This is a genomic window from Pseudonocardia sp. HH130629-09, from assembly GCF_001294645.1.
Classification (GTDB): Bacteria; Actinomycetota; Actinomycetes; order Mycobacteriales; family Pseudonocardiaceae; genus Pseudonocardia.
In genome coordinates, this window is the sequence record NZ_CP011868.1 from 2,890,240 (window position 1) to 2,907,991 (window position 17,752).

General features: G+C 75.4%; 17 protein-coding genes and 2 pseudogenes. 11 read left to right on the top strand and 8 right to left on the bottom strand.

Translation table 11 applies throughout. The annotated features are described in order from the left end of the window. Positions 1-266: 266 nt before the first annotated feature. Positions 267-1,188, bottom strand: a pseudogene (locus XF36_RS13300) (cupin domain-containing protein). A gap of 82 nt (positions 1,189-1,270) precedes the next feature. On the opposite strand from XF36_RS13300, the gene XF36_RS13305 reads away from it, so the two are divergent. Further along, positions 1,271-1,705: a pyridoxamine 5'-phosphate oxidase family protein gene (locus XF36_RS13305; RefSeq protein WP_060714673.1), complete on the top strand. Its 435-nt coding sequence runs from the start codon at positions 1,271-1,273 to the stop codon at positions 1,703-1,705. A 13-nt stretch (positions 1,706-1,718) separates the two neighbouring features. Here XF36_RS13305 and XF36_RS13310 read toward each other — a convergent pair whose 3' ends face one another. After that, positions 1,719-2,297: a hypothetical protein gene (locus tag XF36_RS13310; RefSeq protein WP_060712226.1), complete on the bottom strand. Its 579-nt coding sequence runs from the start codon at positions 2,295-2,297 to the stop codon at positions 1,719-1,721. Positions 2,298-2,680: 383 nt separating this feature from the next. On the opposite strand from XF36_RS13310, the pseudogene XF36_RS30400 reads away from it, so the two are divergent. Beyond that, a pseudogene (locus XF36_RS30400) lies at positions 2,681-3,070 on the top strand (L,D-transpeptidase); the annotation flags it as partial. Between the two features lie 201 nt (positions 3,071-3,271). On the opposite strand, the gene msrA reads toward XF36_RS30400, so the two are convergent. After that, positions 3,272-3,784 (bottom strand): peptide-methionine (S)-S-oxide reductase MsrA, encoded by a 513-nt coding sequence (gene msrA / locus XF36_RS13315; RefSeq protein ID WP_020624599.1) that lies wholly within the window; start codon positions 3,782-3,784, stop codon positions 3,272-3,274. 125 nt (positions 3,785-3,909) lie between these two features. Here msrA and XF36_RS13320 point away from each other — a divergent pair, with 125 nt between their 5' ends. Both XF36_RS13320 and XF36_RS13325 read left to right on the top strand, forming a co-directional pair. Further along, on the top strand, positions 3,910-5,094 hold the full coding sequence (locus tag XF36_RS13320) for an acyl-CoA dehydrogenase family protein (protein ID WP_060714674.1): 1,185 nt from the start codon (positions 3,910-3,912) through the stop codon (positions 5,092-5,094). A 108-nt stretch (positions 5,095-5,202) separates the two neighbouring features. After that, positions 5,203-7,734: an HAD-IC family P-type ATPase gene (locus XF36_RS13325; RefSeq protein WP_060714675.1), complete on the top strand. Its 2,532-nt coding sequence runs from the start codon at positions 5,203-5,205 to the stop codon at positions 7,732-7,734. Here XF36_RS13325 and XF36_RS13330 read toward each other — a convergent pair. Both XF36_RS13330 and XF36_RS32425 read right to left on the bottom strand, forming a co-directional pair. After that, entirely contained in the window at positions 7,719-9,185 is a 1,467-nt protein-coding gene (locus tag XF36_RS13330; RefSeq protein WP_060712227.1) for an AI-2E family transporter, read from the bottom strand. The genes XF36_RS13325 and XF36_RS13330 overlap by 16 nt on opposite strands. A 237-nt stretch (positions 9,186-9,422) precedes the next feature. Then, positions 9,423-10,235: a hypothetical protein gene (locus XF36_RS32425; protein WP_168169508.1), complete on the bottom strand. Its 813-nt coding sequence runs from the start codon at positions 10,233-10,235 to the stop codon at positions 9,423-9,425. Positions 10,236-10,393: 158 nt separating this feature from the next. Here XF36_RS32425 and XF36_RS13340 point away from each other — a divergent pair, with 158 nt between their 5' ends. The 5 genes from XF36_RS13340 (at position 10,394) to XF36_RS13355 (ending at position 13,545) form a co-directional block, all read left to right on the top strand. After that, positions 10,394-10,930: a dimethylamine monooxygenase subunit DmmA family protein gene (locus tag XF36_RS13340; protein WP_060712229.1), complete on the top strand. Its 537-nt coding sequence runs from the start codon at positions 10,394-10,396 to the stop codon at positions 10,928-10,930. Continuing rightward, positions 10,927-11,742: a ferredoxin reductase gene (locus tag XF36_RS13345; RefSeq protein WP_060712230.1), complete on the top strand. Its 816-nt coding sequence runs from the start codon at positions 10,927-10,929 to the stop codon at positions 11,740-11,742. Before XF36_RS13340 ends, XF36_RS13345 begins: the two co-directional genes overlap by 4 nt. After that, positions 11,739-11,864 (top strand): hypothetical protein, encoded by a 126-nt coding sequence (locus XF36_RS34830; RefSeq protein WP_255357102.1) that lies wholly within the window; start codon positions 11,739-11,741, stop codon positions 11,862-11,864. Before XF36_RS13345 ends, XF36_RS34830 begins: the two co-directional genes overlap by 4 nt. After that, a complete protein-coding gene (locus XF36_RS13350) occupies positions 11,861-12,826 on the top strand; it encodes a heme-dependent oxidative N-demethylase subunit alpha family protein (protein WP_060712231.1) in 966 nt (321 codons plus the stop codon). Before XF36_RS34830 ends, XF36_RS13350 begins: the two co-directional genes overlap by 4 nt. A 194-nt stretch (positions 12,827-13,020) precedes the next feature. Continuing rightward, positions 13,021-13,545: a DUF222 domain-containing protein gene (locus XF36_RS13355; RefSeq protein WP_060712232.1), complete on the top strand. Its 525-nt coding sequence runs from the start codon at positions 13,021-13,023 to the stop codon at positions 13,543-13,545. Between the two features lie 422 nt (positions 13,546-13,967). On the opposite strand, the gene XF36_RS32430 is transcribed toward XF36_RS13355, so the two are convergent. After that, positions 13,968-14,270, bottom strand: coding sequence for a hypothetical protein (locus XF36_RS32430; protein WP_168169509.1), 303 nt, complete (start codon positions 14,268-14,270; stop codon positions 13,968-13,970). A 606-nt stretch (positions 14,271-14,876) separates the two neighbouring features. On the opposite strand from XF36_RS32430, the gene XF36_RS34090 reads away from it, so the two are divergent. Next, positions 14,877-15,221: a hypothetical protein gene (locus tag XF36_RS34090; protein WP_060712234.1), complete on the top strand. Its 345-nt coding sequence runs from the start codon at positions 14,877-14,879 to the stop codon at positions 15,219-15,221. A 212-nt stretch (positions 15,222-15,433) separates the two neighbouring features. Next, complete coding sequence (locus XF36_RS13370; protein WP_060712235.1) at positions 15,434-15,973, top strand: hypothetical protein; 540 nt, start codon at positions 15,434-15,436, stop codon at positions 15,971-15,973. An 81-nt stretch (positions 15,974-16,054) separates the two neighbouring features. On the opposite strand, the gene XF36_RS13375 is transcribed toward XF36_RS13370, so the two are convergent. Both XF36_RS13375 and XF36_RS13380 read right to left on the bottom strand, forming a co-directional pair. Then, the gene (locus XF36_RS13375) at positions 16,055-16,918 is read right to left on the bottom strand and encodes a hypothetical protein (protein ID WP_145981353.1); all 864 of its coding nucleotides are present in this window, start codon (positions 16,916-16,918) and stop codon (positions 16,055-16,057) included. Then, positions 16,915-17,472 (bottom strand): hypothetical protein, encoded by a 558-nt coding sequence (locus XF36_RS13380; protein ID WP_060712237.1) that lies wholly within the window; start codon positions 17,470-17,472, stop codon positions 16,915-16,917. Before XF36_RS13380 ends, XF36_RS13375 begins: the two co-directional genes overlap by 4 nt. Positions 17,473-17,752: the final 280 nt, after the last annotated feature.

Consider the following 17,752-nt stretch of genomic DNA (forward strand, 5'->3'; position numbering starts at 1 on the left):
GAAGTGGCGGCGCAGCCGGGACAGGGCCGCGCTGGCGGCCGGCTGGGAGAATGCCGATCCGGGCGGCGGCCCGGGTGACGTTGCGTTCACGCAACAGCTCGCGCAGCGAGACGAGCAGGTTGAGGTCGAGGTTCGCCAGCCGGACCGACGGTGGGTGCGGCGGGACCGTCACGACCGGCCGCTGACGGCGACGACGAAGGCGGTCACACCGGAGGTGCGGCCGAGGGCGCGGTGCAGGACGGCGACGGTGGTCACGGCGCTGCAGGCTAGCCGCTCACCCCGTCCGGAGCATCCGCCCGCTCACCGGGCCGCCCGCCTCGCGACCCGCCCCGGCGGAACGCGCTGGGGGTGACGCCGCGGACCCGGGTGAACGCTGCGCTGAAGCCGAACGGGTCGGCGTACCCGACCCGGCGCGCGATGCCGGCCAGCGTCGCGTCGGGCTCGGCGAGCAGCAGGTCCGCGGCCAGGGTCATCCGCCAGCCGGTGAGGTAGGTGAGCGGCGGCGAGCCCGGCGACGGTCCAGGCCGCGGCTGGGTCGGCGTGCAGCAGCCGCAGCGCCCGCCCGACCACCGGGTCGTGCTGGGCGGCCCACCAGCGCGGGCGGCTGCCGTCGGTCCGGTCGAACCACTCGCGCAGGGTGCAGACCAGCAGCCAGTCCAGGAGCCGGTCGAGCACGACCTGCTGCCCCGGTGCGTCGACGGCGACCTCGGCGGCCACGTGGTCGAGCACCGTGTCCCCGCTGCCCCCGGCGCCGACCCGCAGGACCGGCGGGAGCGCGTCGAGCAGCCGGGCGCCGACCTCGCCCCCGGCCACGGAGGCCGCGGTGATCAGGGTGCTCGCGTCGCTGTCCGGTCCCGGCGCCGGGTCGTGCCAGCCGAGCCGGTGGCGGGTGCCGCCCTGCTCGGGCGTCGCGCAGTCCACACCGCAGACGATCGGCTCGGCCGGGGTGCCGACCTCGTCGACCACGTGGAACCCGGCGGGCCCGCGCACGACGGCGGTCTCCCCCGCGGTCAGCCGCACCGGGTCGACGCCGGGCACGACGATCCACCCCGCGCCGGTGAGCATCGCGCACAGGGTCAGCGGTGCGCCGTCGACGAAGTGCAGCGACCAGGGCGGGGTCAGGGTGGTGCTGCCGAACAGCGAGCCGTGCGAGCGCAACCCGCGGACGAGGTCACCGAAGGGGTCCACCGCACCGAGGTTAGACGATCGGACAGGAGATCCGGCGTCTGACCCATGTCGTCGTCCGCCTCGTGCTGGTGTCGTGGACGCCATGCCCACCACCGACATCCGCACGGCACTGACCGACGACGACCGCGCCTTCCTCGCCCGCCCGCTGCACGGCTTCCTCAGTGTCGCGGGCGGCCCGGTGCCACCGCAGCCCCGCCCGGTCTGGTTCGAGGCGACCGACGACGGCACGGTGCAGCTGTTCACCGGACCGGAGTCGCTGCACATCCGGCGCAGGCGGAAGGACCCGCGGGCCTCGCTCGTCGTCGCCGCTCCGGTCGGGGAACGGGAGCGTTGGATCGCGCTCGAGGGCGGCACGACCGTCGAGACCGACGGGGCGCACGCGCTGGCGCAGCGTCTGGCGCAGCGCTACTGGGACCTCGACGACCCCACGCGGGCCGCGGACCTCGCGGCGATCCTGGCCGAGGACCAGGTGCGGCTGGTGATCCACCCCGAGCGGGTGCGGCGGCTGACGTTCTGACGCGTCGCCCGGCTCAGGGGGTGCGGCGGCCCGACCACTCGGGCTCGACGGCCGCCCAGTCCTCCGACCAGGCACGGGCGAACGCGCGCCCGTTCCAGGCGAAGGCCAGCCGCCCGACGACCAGTACTCCGCCGGCCCACCCGGCGGCGGTGAGGAACCCGGCCGCGACGGCGACCGTGACGGCGTCGGCCGGGGTCGACGGTGGCGGCGCCAGCCTGCCGTCGGTACCGACCCAGGCCGACACCCGGTCGCCCACGTCGTAGATGCCGGGCAGCGAGCTGCCCCCGGAGTGCGCCACGCCGTCCGGCCCGGTCCAGCTCAGCGTGAGCGACTGCTGCCCGGTCTGCAGGTCCCCGACCGCGTTCGCCCGCGCGGTGACCGTCGCCTCGACCGGCACGCGCTGCCGGGCCTCGACCGCGCCGCGCTCGAGCACCGTCCCGTGGGCCGCGGCTCCGGCGAGCCACGCCACGACGAGCCCGCAGGCGGCGAGCAGCCCGCACAGCACCGCGAGCAGGTCCTCACGACGGGACGCCCGACGACGGAGCCGGTCGGCAGGTCCCGGCTCGGAGCCCGGACGGTCGGCTGCGCGCATCGTTCCTCCTGGGGTCGGTCACGACGGGGCGTCCCCACCACCGCGAGTGAGGAGGCGATCACCGAGACCTACCCCCGTTATCGCGCCGTGACATCCCGTCGGGACGGAGATCACGCCCCCGGACGCCGTACGGTCCGCTCCCGTACCCGGGCGGTTGACCGGCCATCGGTCCGCCGCCGGGCCCGCCGCCCACCCGTTCGCCGCGCACCGCTGGCCACTCGCCGCCACGGGACGCTCCCGCGCAACCGCGATAACCGGACGGACGTCTGCCCTGTCATCACCCGGCTGGGTGATCTGTGGCGTGGGAGGTGGACAGGTCCCAGAGCGAGCGCCTCCGTCGCCGTCGCGGTGTGCTGGTGACCGGTCTCGTGCTCGTGGCCGGGATGGGGCTGGGTGGGACCGCGATCGCCACCGCCGACCCGGAGCAGAGCCGGGTCGCCAAGAAGGCGCACGCCGAACCCGCGGCCCCGGGGACACGGTGCTCGGCGTCGGTGTGCGCCTGCGTGGACCGCGAGACGCGGCAGGCGTGGCTGGTCCGCGAGGGCAGGGTCACCGGCGGCCCGTTCCCGGTCACCACCGGCGGCGAGGGGAAGGCCACCCCGGTCGGGCACTCGTTCCGGGTGTACCGCAAGGAGGCCGAGCACCGCAGCGGCGAGTACCCGGGCCCGGACGGCCGTCCGGCGCGGATGCCGTGGTCGGTGTTCTTCGCCGACGGCGGGATTGCCTTCCACGGCGGGGACCTCAGCCGGGAGTCGGCGGGCTGCGTCAAGCTCCGCACCCGCGACGCCCGGCGGTTCTTCGAGACCCTGCAGGTCGGGGACAAGGTGCAGGTCGTGAACGGGTCGGTGGAGCGCCGGCACCGCGCCGAGGCCCGCGGCCACCTCTGTGCGACCGAGCGAGGCCACCCTCGCACACGGGACCGGCCCGCGACGCGTGGTCGCGGGCCGGTCCGTACGTGGTGGGGACGGAGGGCCTCAGCCCGTGCTGGCCGTCCGCCGCGGCAGCACCCAGTTCGGGCGCGGGAAGTGGCAGGTGTAGCCGTAGGGGAACTTCTGCAGGTAGTCCTGGTGCTCCGGTTCGGCCTCCCAGAAGTCGCCGGCCGGCTCCACGTCGGTGGTCGCGCGGCCCGGCCAGAGCCCGGACGCGTCGACGTCGGCGATCGTGTCCAGGGCGACGGCCCGCTGCTCCTCGGTGGTGTAGAAGATCGCGGAGCGGTAGCTGCGGCCGATGTCGTTGCCCTGGCGGTCCTTCGTCGACGGGTCGTGGATCTGGAAGAAGAACTCCAGGATCTCGCGGTAGGAGATCCGCTCCGGGTCGAAGACGATCTCGACGGCCTCGGCGTGGTCACCGTGACGCCGGTAGGTGGCGTTCGGGGTGTTCGGATCGCCGGAGTAGCCGACCCGGGTGGAGACGACGCCCGGACGCGCGCGCAGCAGCTCCTGGACGCCCCAGAAGCAGCCACCGGCGAGGATCGCGGTCTCGGTCATGGGGATGAACCTCCCTGTGTCAGGTCTCGGAACCTACAACGGTCCCACCGCCCCGGATGTTCCGTCGCACACGACCGGTCACCCCGACTCGCGGGGTCCCCGGTCGATGACCGATGCTCGGTCGCATGGACGGGCAGAGCGCCGGGTCGGACACCGGGTTGAGCACCGAGGAGCGGGCGGTCGTGGAGACGGTGCGCGACTTCGTCGACCTGGACGTCCGCCCGGTGGTGCGGGAGCTGGAGCACGCGAACGCCTATCCCGAGGGGCTCATCGAGCAGATGAAGGAGCTCGGGATCTTCGGGCTCGCGGTCCCCGAGCCGTGGGGCGAGGCGCCGGTCTCGATGCCCTGCTACGCCCTGGTCACGGCCGAGCTGGCCCGCGGCTGGATGAGCCTGGCCGGCGCGATGGGCGGGCACACCGTCGTCGCGAAGCTGCTGGTCGCCTTCGGCACCCGGGCGCAGCAGGACCGGTACCTGCCGCGGATGGCCACCGGCGAGCTGCGCGCGACGATGGCGCTGACCGAGCCCGGCGGCGGCTCGGACCTGCAGGCGATGACGACCCACGCCCGTCGCACCGACGACGGGTGGGTGGTGAACGGCGCCAAGACCTGGATCACCAACTCACGGCGCTCGGGACTGATCGCGCTGCTGTGCAAGACCGACCCGGCCGCCGAACCGCGGCACCGCGGCATCTCGGTGCTGCTCGTCGAGCACGGTCCCGGCCTGACCGTGTCCCGGGACCTGCCCAAGCTCGGCTACAAGGGGGTCGAGTCCTGCGAGCTGGCCTTCACCGACATGGCCGTCCCCGCCGACGCGGTGCTCGGCGGCGAGCCGGGACACGGCTTCGCCCAGATGATGAAGGGCCTGGAGACCGGCCGGATCCAGGTCGCCGCGCGCGCACTCGGCGTCGCCGACGCCGCGCTCGCCGACGCGCTGGCCTACTCCCAGGAGCGCGAGTCGTTCGGCAAGCCGATCTGGCAGCACCAGTCGGTCGGCAACCACCTCGCCGACATGGCCACGAAGGTGACCGCCGCGCGCACCCTCGTCCTGCACGCCGCTCGGCGCTACGAGAGCGGCGAGCGCTGCGACATGGAGGCCGGGATGGCGAAGCTGTTCGCCTCCGAGACCGCGATGGAGGTCGCGCTGGACGCGGTCCGCGTGCACGGCGGGTACGGCTACTCGACCGAGTTCGACGTCGAGCGCTACTTCCGCGACGCCCCGCTGATGATCGTCGGCGAGGGCACCAACGAGATCCAGCGCAACGTGATCGCCGCCCAGCTGGTCAAGCGCGGTGGTCTGCAGCGCTGGTGAGGCGCTCACCGGCCGCACAGCCGGCCCACAGCCGCACCTGCGACGATCAGCGCACCTGCGGCGACCACCGCGCGGGCGACCGAGGGGGCGGGCGTGACGGCTGGGATCGTGGAAGAACCACCGGAGCTCGGGCTGAGCACCGCGCAGGTCACGGCGGCGCGGCGTGCGGGCCGGACGAACGCGCCGGTGAGGGCGGGGACGCGCGGCTACGCCCGGATCCTGCGCACCAACGTGTTCTCCTCCTACAACACGATCCTGTTCGCGATCGGCCTGGTCCTGCTGGTTCTCGGCCGCTACGGCGACGCCCTCACCAGCGTCGGGCTCGGCCTGGTCAACGCCGTGGTCGGGGCCGTGCAGGAAATGCGCGCCAAGGCCAAGCTGGACCGGCTGCAGCTGCTCGACGCCGCCGAGGTCACCGTGGTGCGGGACGGAGCCGAGCAGCAGGTGCCCGCGGCCGACGTCGTCGCCGGGGACGTCGTGGTGGTGCGCGCCGGCGGGCAGGTCGTCGTCGACGGGCCGGTGCTGACCGGCCGGGTCGAGGCCGACGAGTCACTGCTCACCGGCGAGCCCGACCCCGTGGTGAAGGGCCCCGGGGACGAGCTGCGCTCGGGCAGCCACTGCGTCGCCGGGACCGCCCGCCAGCGCGCCACGGGCGTCGGCGCGGAGAGCTACGCGGGCCGGCTGACGCTCGCGGCCAGGGCCGACACCACCGAGGCCACCCCGCTGCAGCGGCGCATCGACTTCGTCGTGCGGCTGACGATGGTGCTGGTCGTGCTCATGAGCGGCGCGATCCTCGCCCAGGCGTTCCTGGAGGGCTTCTCCCTCCTGCGGGTCGTGCAGATCACCGCGGTGCTGTCCGGGCTGGTGCCCTACGGCCTGTTCTTCCTCATCGCCGTCGCCTACACCCGCGGCGCGGCCCGGATCGCCGGGCGCGGCGCTCTCGTGCAGCAGGTCAACGCGGTGGAAGCGGTGACCCACGTCGACGTCGTCTGCACCGACAAGACCGGGACCCTCACGACCGGCGCACTGCGCCTGCACGACCTCGACCGGCTCGACGGGACCGACCCCGGCCCGGTGCTCGCCCGGTTCGCCGCGTCGGTGACCGACCCGAACCTCACCTCGGCGGCGCTCGCGACGGCGCTGCCGGGCGAGCGGTGGGAGCTGCGCGACGAGGTCGCCTTCACCTCGTCGCTGCGCTGGTCCGGTCAGGTCACCGCCGGCGGCGACGTCGTCGTGCTCGGCGCCCCGGACGCGCTCGCCCCGCACCTGACCGGCCCGTCCGCGGCCGCGGTCGCGGACCGCGTGGCCGCGCGCACCGCGGACGGGCTGCGGGTGCTCCTGCTGGCCCGTGCCGGGGCCGGCGGCTCCCTGCGTGACGGCGAGGGTCGCCCCACCCTGCCCACGCTGGACCCGGTGGCGCTGGTGGTGCTGTCCGACGAGCTGCGTCCCGGCGTCGCCGACGCGCTGGAGCGGCTCGCCGCCGACGGCGTCGCCGTCAAGGTGCTGTCCGGCGACGACCCGCGCACCGTCGCCGCGCTCGCCGCGCGGGCCGGTCTCGCGGTCGGGGAACCGGTGGCCGGGCCCTCCCTGGACCGTTTCGACGACACCCCCGCGGGACGTGCCGCGTTCGACGCCCTCGTCGCCCGGACCACCGTGTTCGGACGGGTCGCCCCGGAGCAGAAGGAGCTGGTCGTCGCGAGCCTGCGTCGCGGCGGCGCGCACGTCGCGATGCTCGGCGACGGCGTGAACGACGCCCGGGCGCTCAAGCACGCCCACGTCGGCGTGGCGATGCGCAGCGGGTCGGCGGTGACCCGCGACGTGGCCGACATCGTGCTGGTCGACGACTCGTTCGCCGCGCTGCTGCCGGCGCGCGCCGAGGGCCGCCGGATCATCGACGGCATCGCGGTGTCGATGTACGTGTTCCTCACCCGGGTCGCCACCCAGGCCCTGGTCATCCTGGCCGTGACGATGCTGGGGCTCGGATTCCCCTACTCCCCCACTCAGGTCGGACTGACCCTGCTGACGGTCGGCGTGCCGACGCTGTTCCTGACGCTGTGGGCCACGCCCGCCGAGCCGGACCCGGACCTCCTCGGCAACCTGGCGCGGTTCGTGGTACCCGCCTCGGTGGTGACCGCGGGCGTCGGAACCGTCGCCTACACCCTGCTCTACCAGGGCATCCTGCAGGGCTTCACGAGCGGGCGGACACCGACGCAGGTGATCGCGCAGTTCCAGAGCTACACCGGGCTCACCTACGGCGCCGACGCCGACTTCGCCGAGGCGGCCGCGACGATCGGGGCGCAGACCGGGCTGTCGACCTTCGTCGGGTTCGCGTCGTTCGTGCTGATCCTGTTCCTGCTGCCGCCGCACCGCGTGCTGGCCGCCTGGACGGCGCCGGTCCCCGACCGCCGCCCGGCCTGGCTGGTGCTGGGGCTGAGCGCGGCGTTCGCCGTGGTGATCGGGGTCCCGGCGCTGTCGTCCTACTTCGGGCTCACCGGCGCGGCCGGGCCGGTGTTCCTCGTGGTCCTCCCGGCGCTGGCCTGCTGGTTCGTCCTGATGTGGGTGGTGCTCCGGTTCCGCGTGATGGACCGGCTGCTGGGGACCGACCGGCTGCACGGACGGGGCGGTCAGGCGCCCTCCTGACGGGCGGAGTCCGGCGGGACGGGCACGGTGTCGCGCTCGCCGACCGCGCCGGCCCGGTCCGTGGCGGCGCCGGAGCGGGCTGCGTCGGAACGGGCCGTGTCGGAGGAGGCCGGGTCGGAGCCGGCCGGGTCGGGGCCGGGTGCGCGGCGGTCCGGGGCGGGGGTGTCGCCGTCGTCGGTGTCGCCGTCGTCGGTGTCGCCGTCGTCGGTGTCGCCGTCGTCGGTGTCGCCGTCGTCGGTGTCGCCGTCGTCGGTATCGCCGTCGTCGGTGTCGTCGACGCCCGAGAAGCGCCGGTCCCGCAGATCGATCTGCTCACCGAGGTAGCGCAGCAGCACCGCGAGGACCGCGGCGACCGGCACGGCCAGGAACGCACCGGCGATCCCGGCGAGCGACCCGCCCGCCGTCACCGCCAGCAGCACGACCGCGCCGTGCAGCTTGAGGCTCTGGCCCTGCAGGAAGGGCTGCAGCACGTTGCCCTCGATCTGCTGCACCGCCACGACCAGCACCACCACCGCGACCGCGGTGCCTAAACCCTGCGTGACCAGCGCGATGAGGACCGCCAGCGAGCCCGCGACGACCGCACCGACGATCGGGATGAACCCACCGATGAAGGTCAGCACGGCCAGCGGGAGCGCCAGCGGGATCCCCAGCAGCACCAGGCCGATGCCGATGAACACGGCGTCGATCAGGCTCACCAGCGCCTGGACGCGGATGAACCCGCCGAGGACGTCCCACATCCGGCGCAGCACCTCGGCGATGTGCCCGCCCGCGCTACGCCCGGTGATCGAGGTCAGCCACGGCAGGAACCGCGGCCCGTCCTTGACGAAGAAGAACGTCAGCACCAGGGCCAGCACCAGCGAGACCAGTCCGGACGCGACGGTGGACACCCCGGTCAGGACGCCGCCGGCGATCGAGGTCGCGCTCTGCTGCAGCTGCTGGGTGACCTGGGTGATGATGTCGCCGATCTGGCTCTCACCGAGGTTCAGCGGCGGACCGGAGATCCACTGCTGGATCTGGCCGAGCGCCGCGATCACGCCGGAGGTGATCTGCTGGGTCTGCCCGGCGATCGACGGCGCGATGCCCACGAACAGGCCGGTCACCGCGGCGATGCCGACGAGCAGCACCACCGCCGAGGCGGCCGCGGGTGGGAACCGCCACCGGATGAGCAGCGCCGCGGGCGGCCGCAGGACGGTGGCCAGCAGGATCGCGAGCACCACCGGCCAGACGACGACCCACAGCATGCCGGTGACGTAGCCGAGGATGACCAGCCCCAGGGAGATCAGCGCGACCCGCAGGCTCCACGCCGCCACCCAGGTGAGCCCGTTGCCGATGACGGTGCCGCGGCTCGCGGCCCTGGCCGTCGGCGACGGGTTCAGCAGCCCGCCCTCCGCCGGGTCCCGCCGCGCCCCACCGTCCTCGGCACGCGCGGCCAGTTGCGCCCCCGAATCCATGACCCACTCCGTTCGTCCCGGTTGACCTGCGGCGGGAACCCTAGCGGCGCAGGGGCTCCGATGCCCGCCGCAACGACACGCCACGCCCGTGTGCGTCGCGGACCGAGGGGCCCTCCGAGGACGTCGGCGAGGTGACGGGCCTCGGCGGGCCGGTCGTGGAGCACTGTCCACAGGGGCCCGCGAAGCCGATGGAGGGTCGCGGCGGCGCAGACGAACCGGGTGCGGAGTGCCCGCCGGTCAGCCGCCGGACAGCAGCGTGAGCCGGTCGGCGACCGCGCCCAGCTGCGAGCTCATCCCGTTCAGCTCCCGGGCCGCGTCGCCGAGCAGTCCGGGGTCGCCCAGTGACGCCCCCGCGATGCAGTGCCGGGCGGCGTCGGCGCCCGCGGCGAGCCCGTCGCGCCAGTACGTCTGGGCGACGGCGTCGGGGATCGCCGGGTACGCCTGGGCGGAGGCGACCTCGTCGCGCAGGCCGCGGCAGGCCTCGACCAGTGCCGGGATCCCGCCCTCCGACCCTGCCTGGGCGATGTCGCGCAGGGCCCCGGTGATCGCGGTGACGTGCACCTGGCCGCCCGCGGCGCGCCAGTCGCCGACCGCGGCCGTCGCGGTGGCGGCGTCCTCGATCCCGCGGCCCGCCGCCCCCGCGGCACCGACGACCACCGCGAACACGACGAGCATCCCCGCGATCGCGCCGGCCAGGCCCGCACCGACCGCCAGCGGACGACGGCGGCGCGGCAGCAGCGCGGTCGGGAACCCGGGCAGTCTCCCGTCGGCGCCGGGCCCGGCCGCGGGCTCGACGACGACCGGGACCGGGGTGAACCAGGGCCGCTCGGGCGCCGGGGCGGGTGGCGCAGGGTGCGCGGTGCCGTCCCGGGGCGTCGGGACCGTCGTCCACCACGGACCCGCGCTGTGCTGCTCGTCGGTGTCCGGCCGGGTCTCGGAGTCCGGCCGGGTCACGGCCTCGGCCCGCGGGGCGCCCCGCTGCGCCGGGACGGCGATCGTGGGCGGGGTCTCACGCAGGGCGTGCCGCGGGCGGTACGGCGTACCGTCCATGACGTCCCCCTCTCCGACGTGCGGGCGCTTCACGCAGTTCATCGCGCCGGCGCCGAGATCGTGACCGACTCGGCGACAGTTTCACCAGAAATGGCGACCTGCGCATTCGCTGGGCGCCACGTGGTGTTCACGCGAAGCCCGTATGATCACTCTCCGTCATGCCCGACCCCGTCCGCCCGCTGCGCACCGGCGCGGCCGCACTGTCCGTGCACGTCGCACCGGACTGGACCACGGTGCCGCGTTACCCCGGTCCGGCCGAACGCGGCGGATCACCGCACCTGGTCGTCGTCTGCGGCTCCGCGCCCGCTCCCGACCTCGGGCCCGCCGACCGCCTGGTCCGGCTCCCTGCCGGCGCGGACGCCGCGACGCTGCTGGACCGGGAGCTCGCGACGCTGGTCACCGGCACCCGGATCCTGGTCACCGGGCCCGAGACGCTCGTGCAGGCCGTGCGCGCCGCAGCGCTGCAGCGTGGCGCCCTCGACGAGGAGCTCGTCCTGGTCCCGACCGACGTCGCTCACGCCACCCGGGACCGGACGGTGCACTGCGGACACTGCCACCAGCACGTCGTCGTGCACGCGGCCGTCGGGGACGCCGTGGCCTGTCCCGGCTGCCGGGTCGTGCTGCACGTCGCCGGCCACCACTCGCGCCGGCTCGGGGCGTTCCTCGGCGCGCCCACCCCGCAGCGGGCGCCGTGACCCGGGCCGGGGTGGACCTGCGGGTCGTCGCGGTCACCGACGCCGCGCCCGACGTCCGTTCGCTGGAGTTCGCCGCCGCGCCGGGGACCGGGTCACTGCCCGCGGCGCCGCCCGGCGGCCACATCGGCATCGAGTGGGCGCCGGGCCGCTGGAACTCCTACTCGCTGACCGCGCCGTCCCCCGCACCCGACCGGTGGCACGTCTCGGTCGCGCGGCGCCCGGACTCCCGTGGCGGCTCGGTGTGGGCGCACGGTCTCGTCCCGGGTGACGCGGTCGTGGCGACGACGCCGCGCAGCTCGTTCCCGCCGGTCGACACCGCGCGCCACCACCTGCTCGTCGCGGGCGGGATCGGGGTGACCGCGGTCCTGTCCCACGCCCGCTGGCACGCGTTCTGGGGGAACCCGTACACCGTGCTCACGGTGCACCGCCCCGGTCCCGCCCCGCACCGCGACGCGCTGCGCGCACTCTGCGGGGACCGGCTCGTCGAGGCAACCGGCCGCGCCGAGGCCCGGGCCGCGCTGGAGCGGCTGCTGGGCACGGCACCGTTCGGCAGCCACGTCTACACCTGCGGCCCTCCCGGCCTGATCGCCGCGACGGCCCGGACCGCCCGCGCCGCGCACTGGGTCGACGCCCGCATCCACGCCGAGGCGTTCGTCGGGGAGCCCGAGCGCGGCACCCCGTTCCGCGCGGTGCTGCGCAGCAGCGGCCGCACGGTCGAGGTCGGTGCCCACGAGACCCTGCTCGACGCCGTGCACCGAGCCGGGGTCACCGCGCCGCGATGTGTCGGCGCGGGGTCTGTGGGGAGTGCGTGACCCCCGTCGTCGACGGCGGGGTCGAGCACCGCGACACGGTCCTGACCGCCGACGAGCGCGCCGACCGGATGGCGCTCTGCGTGTCCCGCGCCGCCGGGGCGACACTGGAGCTGGACCTGTGACCGGTGTCGACGACTACCCGTTCCCGCTGCCGCACCCGACCTACCGGATCAGCGCGAACGTCGAACCGGCCGGGGTCGAGCGCCGCACCGAGGCGGGCTCCTGGGGCGCGCGGATCCTGCACGACGGCCCGGACCGGCCCGCCGTCGCCGCCGAGCGCGCGTCGATCCTGGACCGCGAGTCCGCCCGGTTCGTCGCCGCGCCGCACGCCCGCGCGTCCTGCTGGGACGCCTGTCTGTACCTGCTCGGTCGGCTCGCCACCGAGCAACCCGGCACCTGCACCCTGACCCGCGTCCCTGGCCGGGCCGGTGGGTGGCGGTTCCGTGACACGGCGACCGGCACCGACCGGGAGTTCGTGTTCGGCGACGACGCCACCCTCCCCGAACACCCGTTGCGCTGGGTGTCCCGGCTCGTCGCGGAGGACGTGGTCGTGCTCGGCGCCCGCGGCGAGGCACTGTGGCTCGACGCCGGTGCCGTCGCCTTCGCCTCCGTGTGGTCGATCGGGTTCGACGCCGGCATGAGCTTCCGGGAGCTACACGGCCCGGTCCCCGGGAACGGACCCGGCGGGGTGTTCGAGCGCGCCGAGTGCTTCCTGCTGCGGCTGCACCCCGGCGAGGCCTACCGCCGGCTGAACTGGGGTCTGCAGCCCGACGACCGCCGCGACCTGTCCCTCGACGCCGCCCCGCAGTGGCAGCCCGCCCGGACCCGGCTCGATCTCACCGACCCCGGCCGACAGATCCACCTGCGCACCGAGGTGCAGCACCTGGTTCGGCTGCCCCTGACCGGGGCGGTGCTGTTCCTGATCGGGATCCGCCTGCTGCCGCTCGACGGGGTCGCGCAGGTCCCGGCCTGGCGCACCCGTCTCGCGTCGGTCCTGGAGACGCTGCCGCCGGAGGTCACGGAGTACAAGGAGCTCGAGCCGCTGGCCTCGAACGCCGCGGGATGGCTGCGCGCCCAGCCCTGACCAGGGCCGCCCACGCCCCGGATCGCCCCGCCCGAGATCGCCTCCTCATCGGGGGCGCCTGCGGTGGTCGCGAGGGCCATCTGCGCGCGTTCCGCGGAACGCACCCCGCAGACCCGGCCCCGCCACGGGTCGATCCGAACTGTCGGACCCCTCGGCCACACTCGTGCGAACACACGTCCGCTGAAGGAGCCGTCGTGGAACCGTCCGCCGAGCCGACCACCCCCGCAGCGGACCCGGGACCGCCGCCACTCAGCCTGCACGAGCTCGAATCCGAGCTCCTCGGTCTCGCCGGCCACATCACCGCCGCCGAGTGCGGCTTCCTGCGCCTGCTCGCCGAGTTCGACGACCGCGGCGGCTGGTGCGGGGTCGGCGTCCGGTCCTGCGCCCACTGGCTGACCTGGCGAGCAGGGATGAGCCTGCGCACCGCGACCGAACACCTGCGCGTCGCGCACGCGCTGACCCGGCTGCCCCGTATCACCGAGGCGTTCGCGGCCGGCCGGATCTCCTACTCCAAGATCCGGGCGATCACCCGCCTCGCCGGCGCCGAGGACTCCGTCCTCGCCCGCCTCACTCCCACACCGGCCGCCACGCCGCACACTCCTGCACCCTGCACCACAACGGCGTCGCCCCACCTCGGCGCCGACCCCACCACCGACCCTCGACCCGGCGACGACAGCATCACCTGCGACGCCGGCGACGACCCGGGACCAGCCCGGTGACCGACCCGGTGACCGGCCCGCACCAGGGCCTCGTGTCCTCGTCAGCAGCCGGTCGCGCCGACGGCACCGACCCGGCCGTGCACGGCACCGACGACACCGCACCCGCGCCCGGACGCCCGACCGGCGCACCCGCCCCCGGTGCGCACGGCCCGTCGCCGGCATCCGCACCTCCGCCCGCGGATCAGGTCCTGCTCGACCTCGCACTGACCGGCACCGCGAGCCACGTCGAGAGCGTGGTCCGCGCCGCGGGCCGCCGCCTCGCACCGCCCGCGACCACCGCAGCTCTGCCTGGCGTGAGCTGGTACCACGACAGCGACGGCTCGCTCGTCCTGCGCGCCCGTCTCACCCCCGACGACGGCGCGGCCCTGGTCGCTGCGATCGAGTCACACGTCGTCGCCGTCGCCCCCTCGACCGCGGCGCCGTCAACCGAGCCCGATCCGCGGGTCGGCCCTCACGAACGGGCCCGCGAGGCCGCCGAGCACGCCCCGGGCGCCGTCGTCGACACCCTGGCCGCCCGGCGCGCCGACGCCCTGCTGGACCTCGTCACGTGTGCGGGTGACGGCGACGGCGGGCCGGTCGTGTCCCGTCCCGGGACGCGGGTCACGGTGGTCGTCGACGCCGCCACCGGTTCCGCCCGCCTCGACGGCGGACCCGAGATCCCCGCGCCGACGGCCGAGCGGCTCGCCTGCGACGCGCGGGCCCGCGTCCTGCTCACCGACCGCCACGCGAACCACCTCTACCTGGGCCGGTCCCGGCGGCTCGCCGGGCCCTCCCAGATCGCCGCGCTGAGCGCCGCGGGCGCTGCCGAGGGACGGCCGGGTGCCGGTTCCCCGGCTGCGCACACACCCGGCACCTGCATGCCCACCACGTCCGGCACTGGCTGCACGGCGGCACCACCGACATCGACAACCTGGTGCTGCTGTGCAGCTTCCGCCACCGGCTCGTGCACGACCACGGCTACGCCATCCTCCGCCCGCCCCGGCCCACGGCAGGCGTCCCTGGTCTCCTGCGCTGGTCTCCTGCGCGGGTCTCCTGCGCGGCTGGGCCCGCCCCGGGCTCCGGCACGCTCCTGCCACCGCCACCCATCTCGGTCCGCCACACGGCCACACGGCCGCACAACGTGCGACCGCACGGCCGCACCGACGTTCCGACACCCGACCGAACGCTCACCCGCCATCCGCCCCGCTGTCCACGGGCTCGCGGCCCACCGGGTCGGCCGGCGGGACTGCCTCCGACGTCGTGCCGCCACGGTCTGTGGGCACTAGTCTCACGCCCCGTGACCGACGCGACCCGCACCACCGTGCGCCGGGCGGGAGCGCGAGGACCGGGGCGTGCTCGACCTCGTCGCCGAACCCGGGTTGCCGACCGAGCTCGCCCACCGGCTCGTCCGCGACCTGCCGGCCGCGCTCGGCGCGCACGACGACGCCCGCTGGGAGGTCCGCGTCTCCGACGAGCCGATCGTGCTGGACGAGCGCGGCGCGCTGCCCGCTCTCGACATCGGCGACCGGGTGCGCGAGCGGGACGGTAACGACGCCGTCGTGCTGCTCACCGACCTGCCGCGCCGCTCCGGGGCGGACCCTGTCGTGGCCGACGGCGGGACCGGGCACCTGATGCCCGCCGACCCGCGCACGCCGGGGAGGCAGGAGCGCCGGGCGCCGGCCATGCGGGCCCCCTGACCCCGATCGACCCGGGGTCGGGAGCCAGGTCCGTCGACGACCGCCGGGGCCGGGACCAGGACCGGGGGCAGGCAGGCGCGGACGGGGACGACTCCGGCGCCGGCAGCGGCGGGGTCGAGGACGACGTCGACGTCCGGCTGGCCCTCACCGGGCTCCGCGGCCGGGTCCGGCTGCTGGCCGGGCTGGTCCGCGCGAACCGTCCGTGGCCGCTGGTGCCGAGCCTGTCCCCCGCCATCGCCGCGGCGGCGGCCGGGGCCGCGTTCGGGATCTTCTACTACAACATCTGGGAGCTGGCGACGGCGCTCCGGACCGCCCGGCAGGTGACGGTCATGCTGATCGCCCTGGTCGGGATGACCGTGTGGCTGATCCTGGACAACCGGCTCTGGGAGTCGCGGCGACACCGTTCGCTGCGCGAGGAGATGATCCTGTCGAAACTGTCCACGGTGATCACGGTGGCCTGCGGGGTGCTCGCGATGTTCGCCCTGCTGTTCGTGCTCGCGCTGGTGGCGGCGTTCCTCGTGATCCCGCCGGACTACCTCTCCTCGAATCTCATGCGCGAGTCCGGGCCGGACGACTGGATCATGATCGCCTGGCTGTCGACGTCCATGGGGACCGTCGCCGGGGCGCTGGGTTCCGGGTTCGCCGACGACGGCGCGGTCCGTCAGGCCGCGTACAGCCGCCGGGAGCAGGAACGGCGGGCACGGCTGGACCGGGCCGACGACCGCGACCGTGGCGGCGACACCTGGGCCTGACCTGCACCGGTCGCGTCCCCGGCTCCGCCGACCGCCCTGGATCCGGCAACGGACAGCGCCGACGGCCAGGACCCGGGCGGGTCAGCCCCGGACGAGTGCGTTCCGCAGAACGCGCAGCGCCGCGGCGTCCCTCGGCTGTCCGTCCGCGGCGGCGTCGAGCCGGGCGACCAGGTCGGCCGGCAGGTCGAGCACGACCCGGACCGGTGCCGCGTCCGCTGCCACCTCCGGCGCAGCGTCCGGGGTGCCGGTGCCGTCGTCCTCGGCGGCGGTCCCGGAGGAGGCGGTCCCGGTGGCCGACCCGGTGGAGGTGGTTCCGGCGGAGGCGGGCCAGTGCTCCCGTCGGCCGCGCAGGACCAGGGCCAGCACCGGCAGTGCGATGGTGCCGAGCGCGTCGACGATCCCGGCGACACCGAACCAGCGCCAGTACCACTCGCGGCCGCCGACCGCGCCGTCGGTGATCACCGGCAGCGCCAGCATCGTCGCGACGACGGCGATCGCGGCCAGGGCCAGCCCGAGGCCCGTGCGGATCACGGTCCGCCGTCGCTCGGCGAGCAGCAGGAGCAGGTTCGCGTGCGCGAGGCTGATCGCGACGATCGTCGCCACCAGCAGCGTCTTCAGCACCGAGCCGTCGTTGTCGCCCTCGAAGAGTTCGTCGCCGCTCCAGACCAGCCACAGGGCCGCCCCCGCGGCGACGACGCTCGCCGCCAGGCCGGCGAACCCGAGGAGCCGCACGGCACGGGGGACGACGGCGAGATGGCAGAGCGCCGAGGTGCCGAACGCGGCGACGATCAGGGTGGTGGCGACGATCCGCGCCTGCAGGTCACCGAAGCCGCCGCCGAGCAGGGCGCCGATCCCGCAGAGCGACGCGACGAGCAGCGAGGCGACCACCGCGACGATCATCGTGCGGCGGGCCCCGCGGACCGGGGAGGCAGCTGGTGCGGTCATGCCGGCGAGGCTAGGGCCCTGCGGGGCGGTCGAGCCTCCGTAGGGCTACGGCATCCCGGGCAGCGTCCCCGACGGCATCCCGAGCAGAGTCCCGGGCAGCAGGGTGGCGACGCCTCCCGGTGCTGGACGACGGCGTCGTCGACCCGCCCGCGCCGCGCCCGGCCCGCCGCCCGGGTGGAGACGAGTGCGGCGAGGGTCCGTCGGTCCGGTCCGGCGATCTCGACGCGGCCGAGGTCGTGGCCGGTGAGCAGGTCCATCGCGCGGGCCAGCGCATCGGGCGGGAGCGGCGCGTGGACGTGCAGCCGGGCCCGGGCGCGGCGGAGCCGGTCGGGGCTCCACGGGCCGGGATCGGCGACCCCGCGGTAGAGCTCGTCGAGCCGGGGGTCGCCGCCGGGCAGCCGCACCCGCACATCCCGGTGGGTCTGGTTGAGCACCGCGTCGACGATCTCCACCAGCTCCCACCCGCGCGCATCGGCGTCGACGGTGGCGAGGACGTCGGGGGCGGGGACGAGCGCGGCGATCCGGATCCGCTCACCGTCCTTGCCGCCACCCACCGTGTCGTGGTCCGCCGGGCGGCCACCCCGGTCGGGGCCGTCGTGCCTTCCTCGGATCCACCGGGATGCCCGTCCGGGCGCGGATCAACCGCGCGGGCCACGATGACCGGGTGACCGATCCGCGCCGCCGCCACTACGGCGTCCTCTACGGCCTCGAGGCCCGGCCGCCGGGACCGCTCGCCCTGGTGCTACGCCGGCTACGGCGGCGAGGACACCGACTTCGCGTTGTCCTGCGGGCTGGACCTGGTGTGGGTGGGCGGGGGCGCACGCCTACCACCAG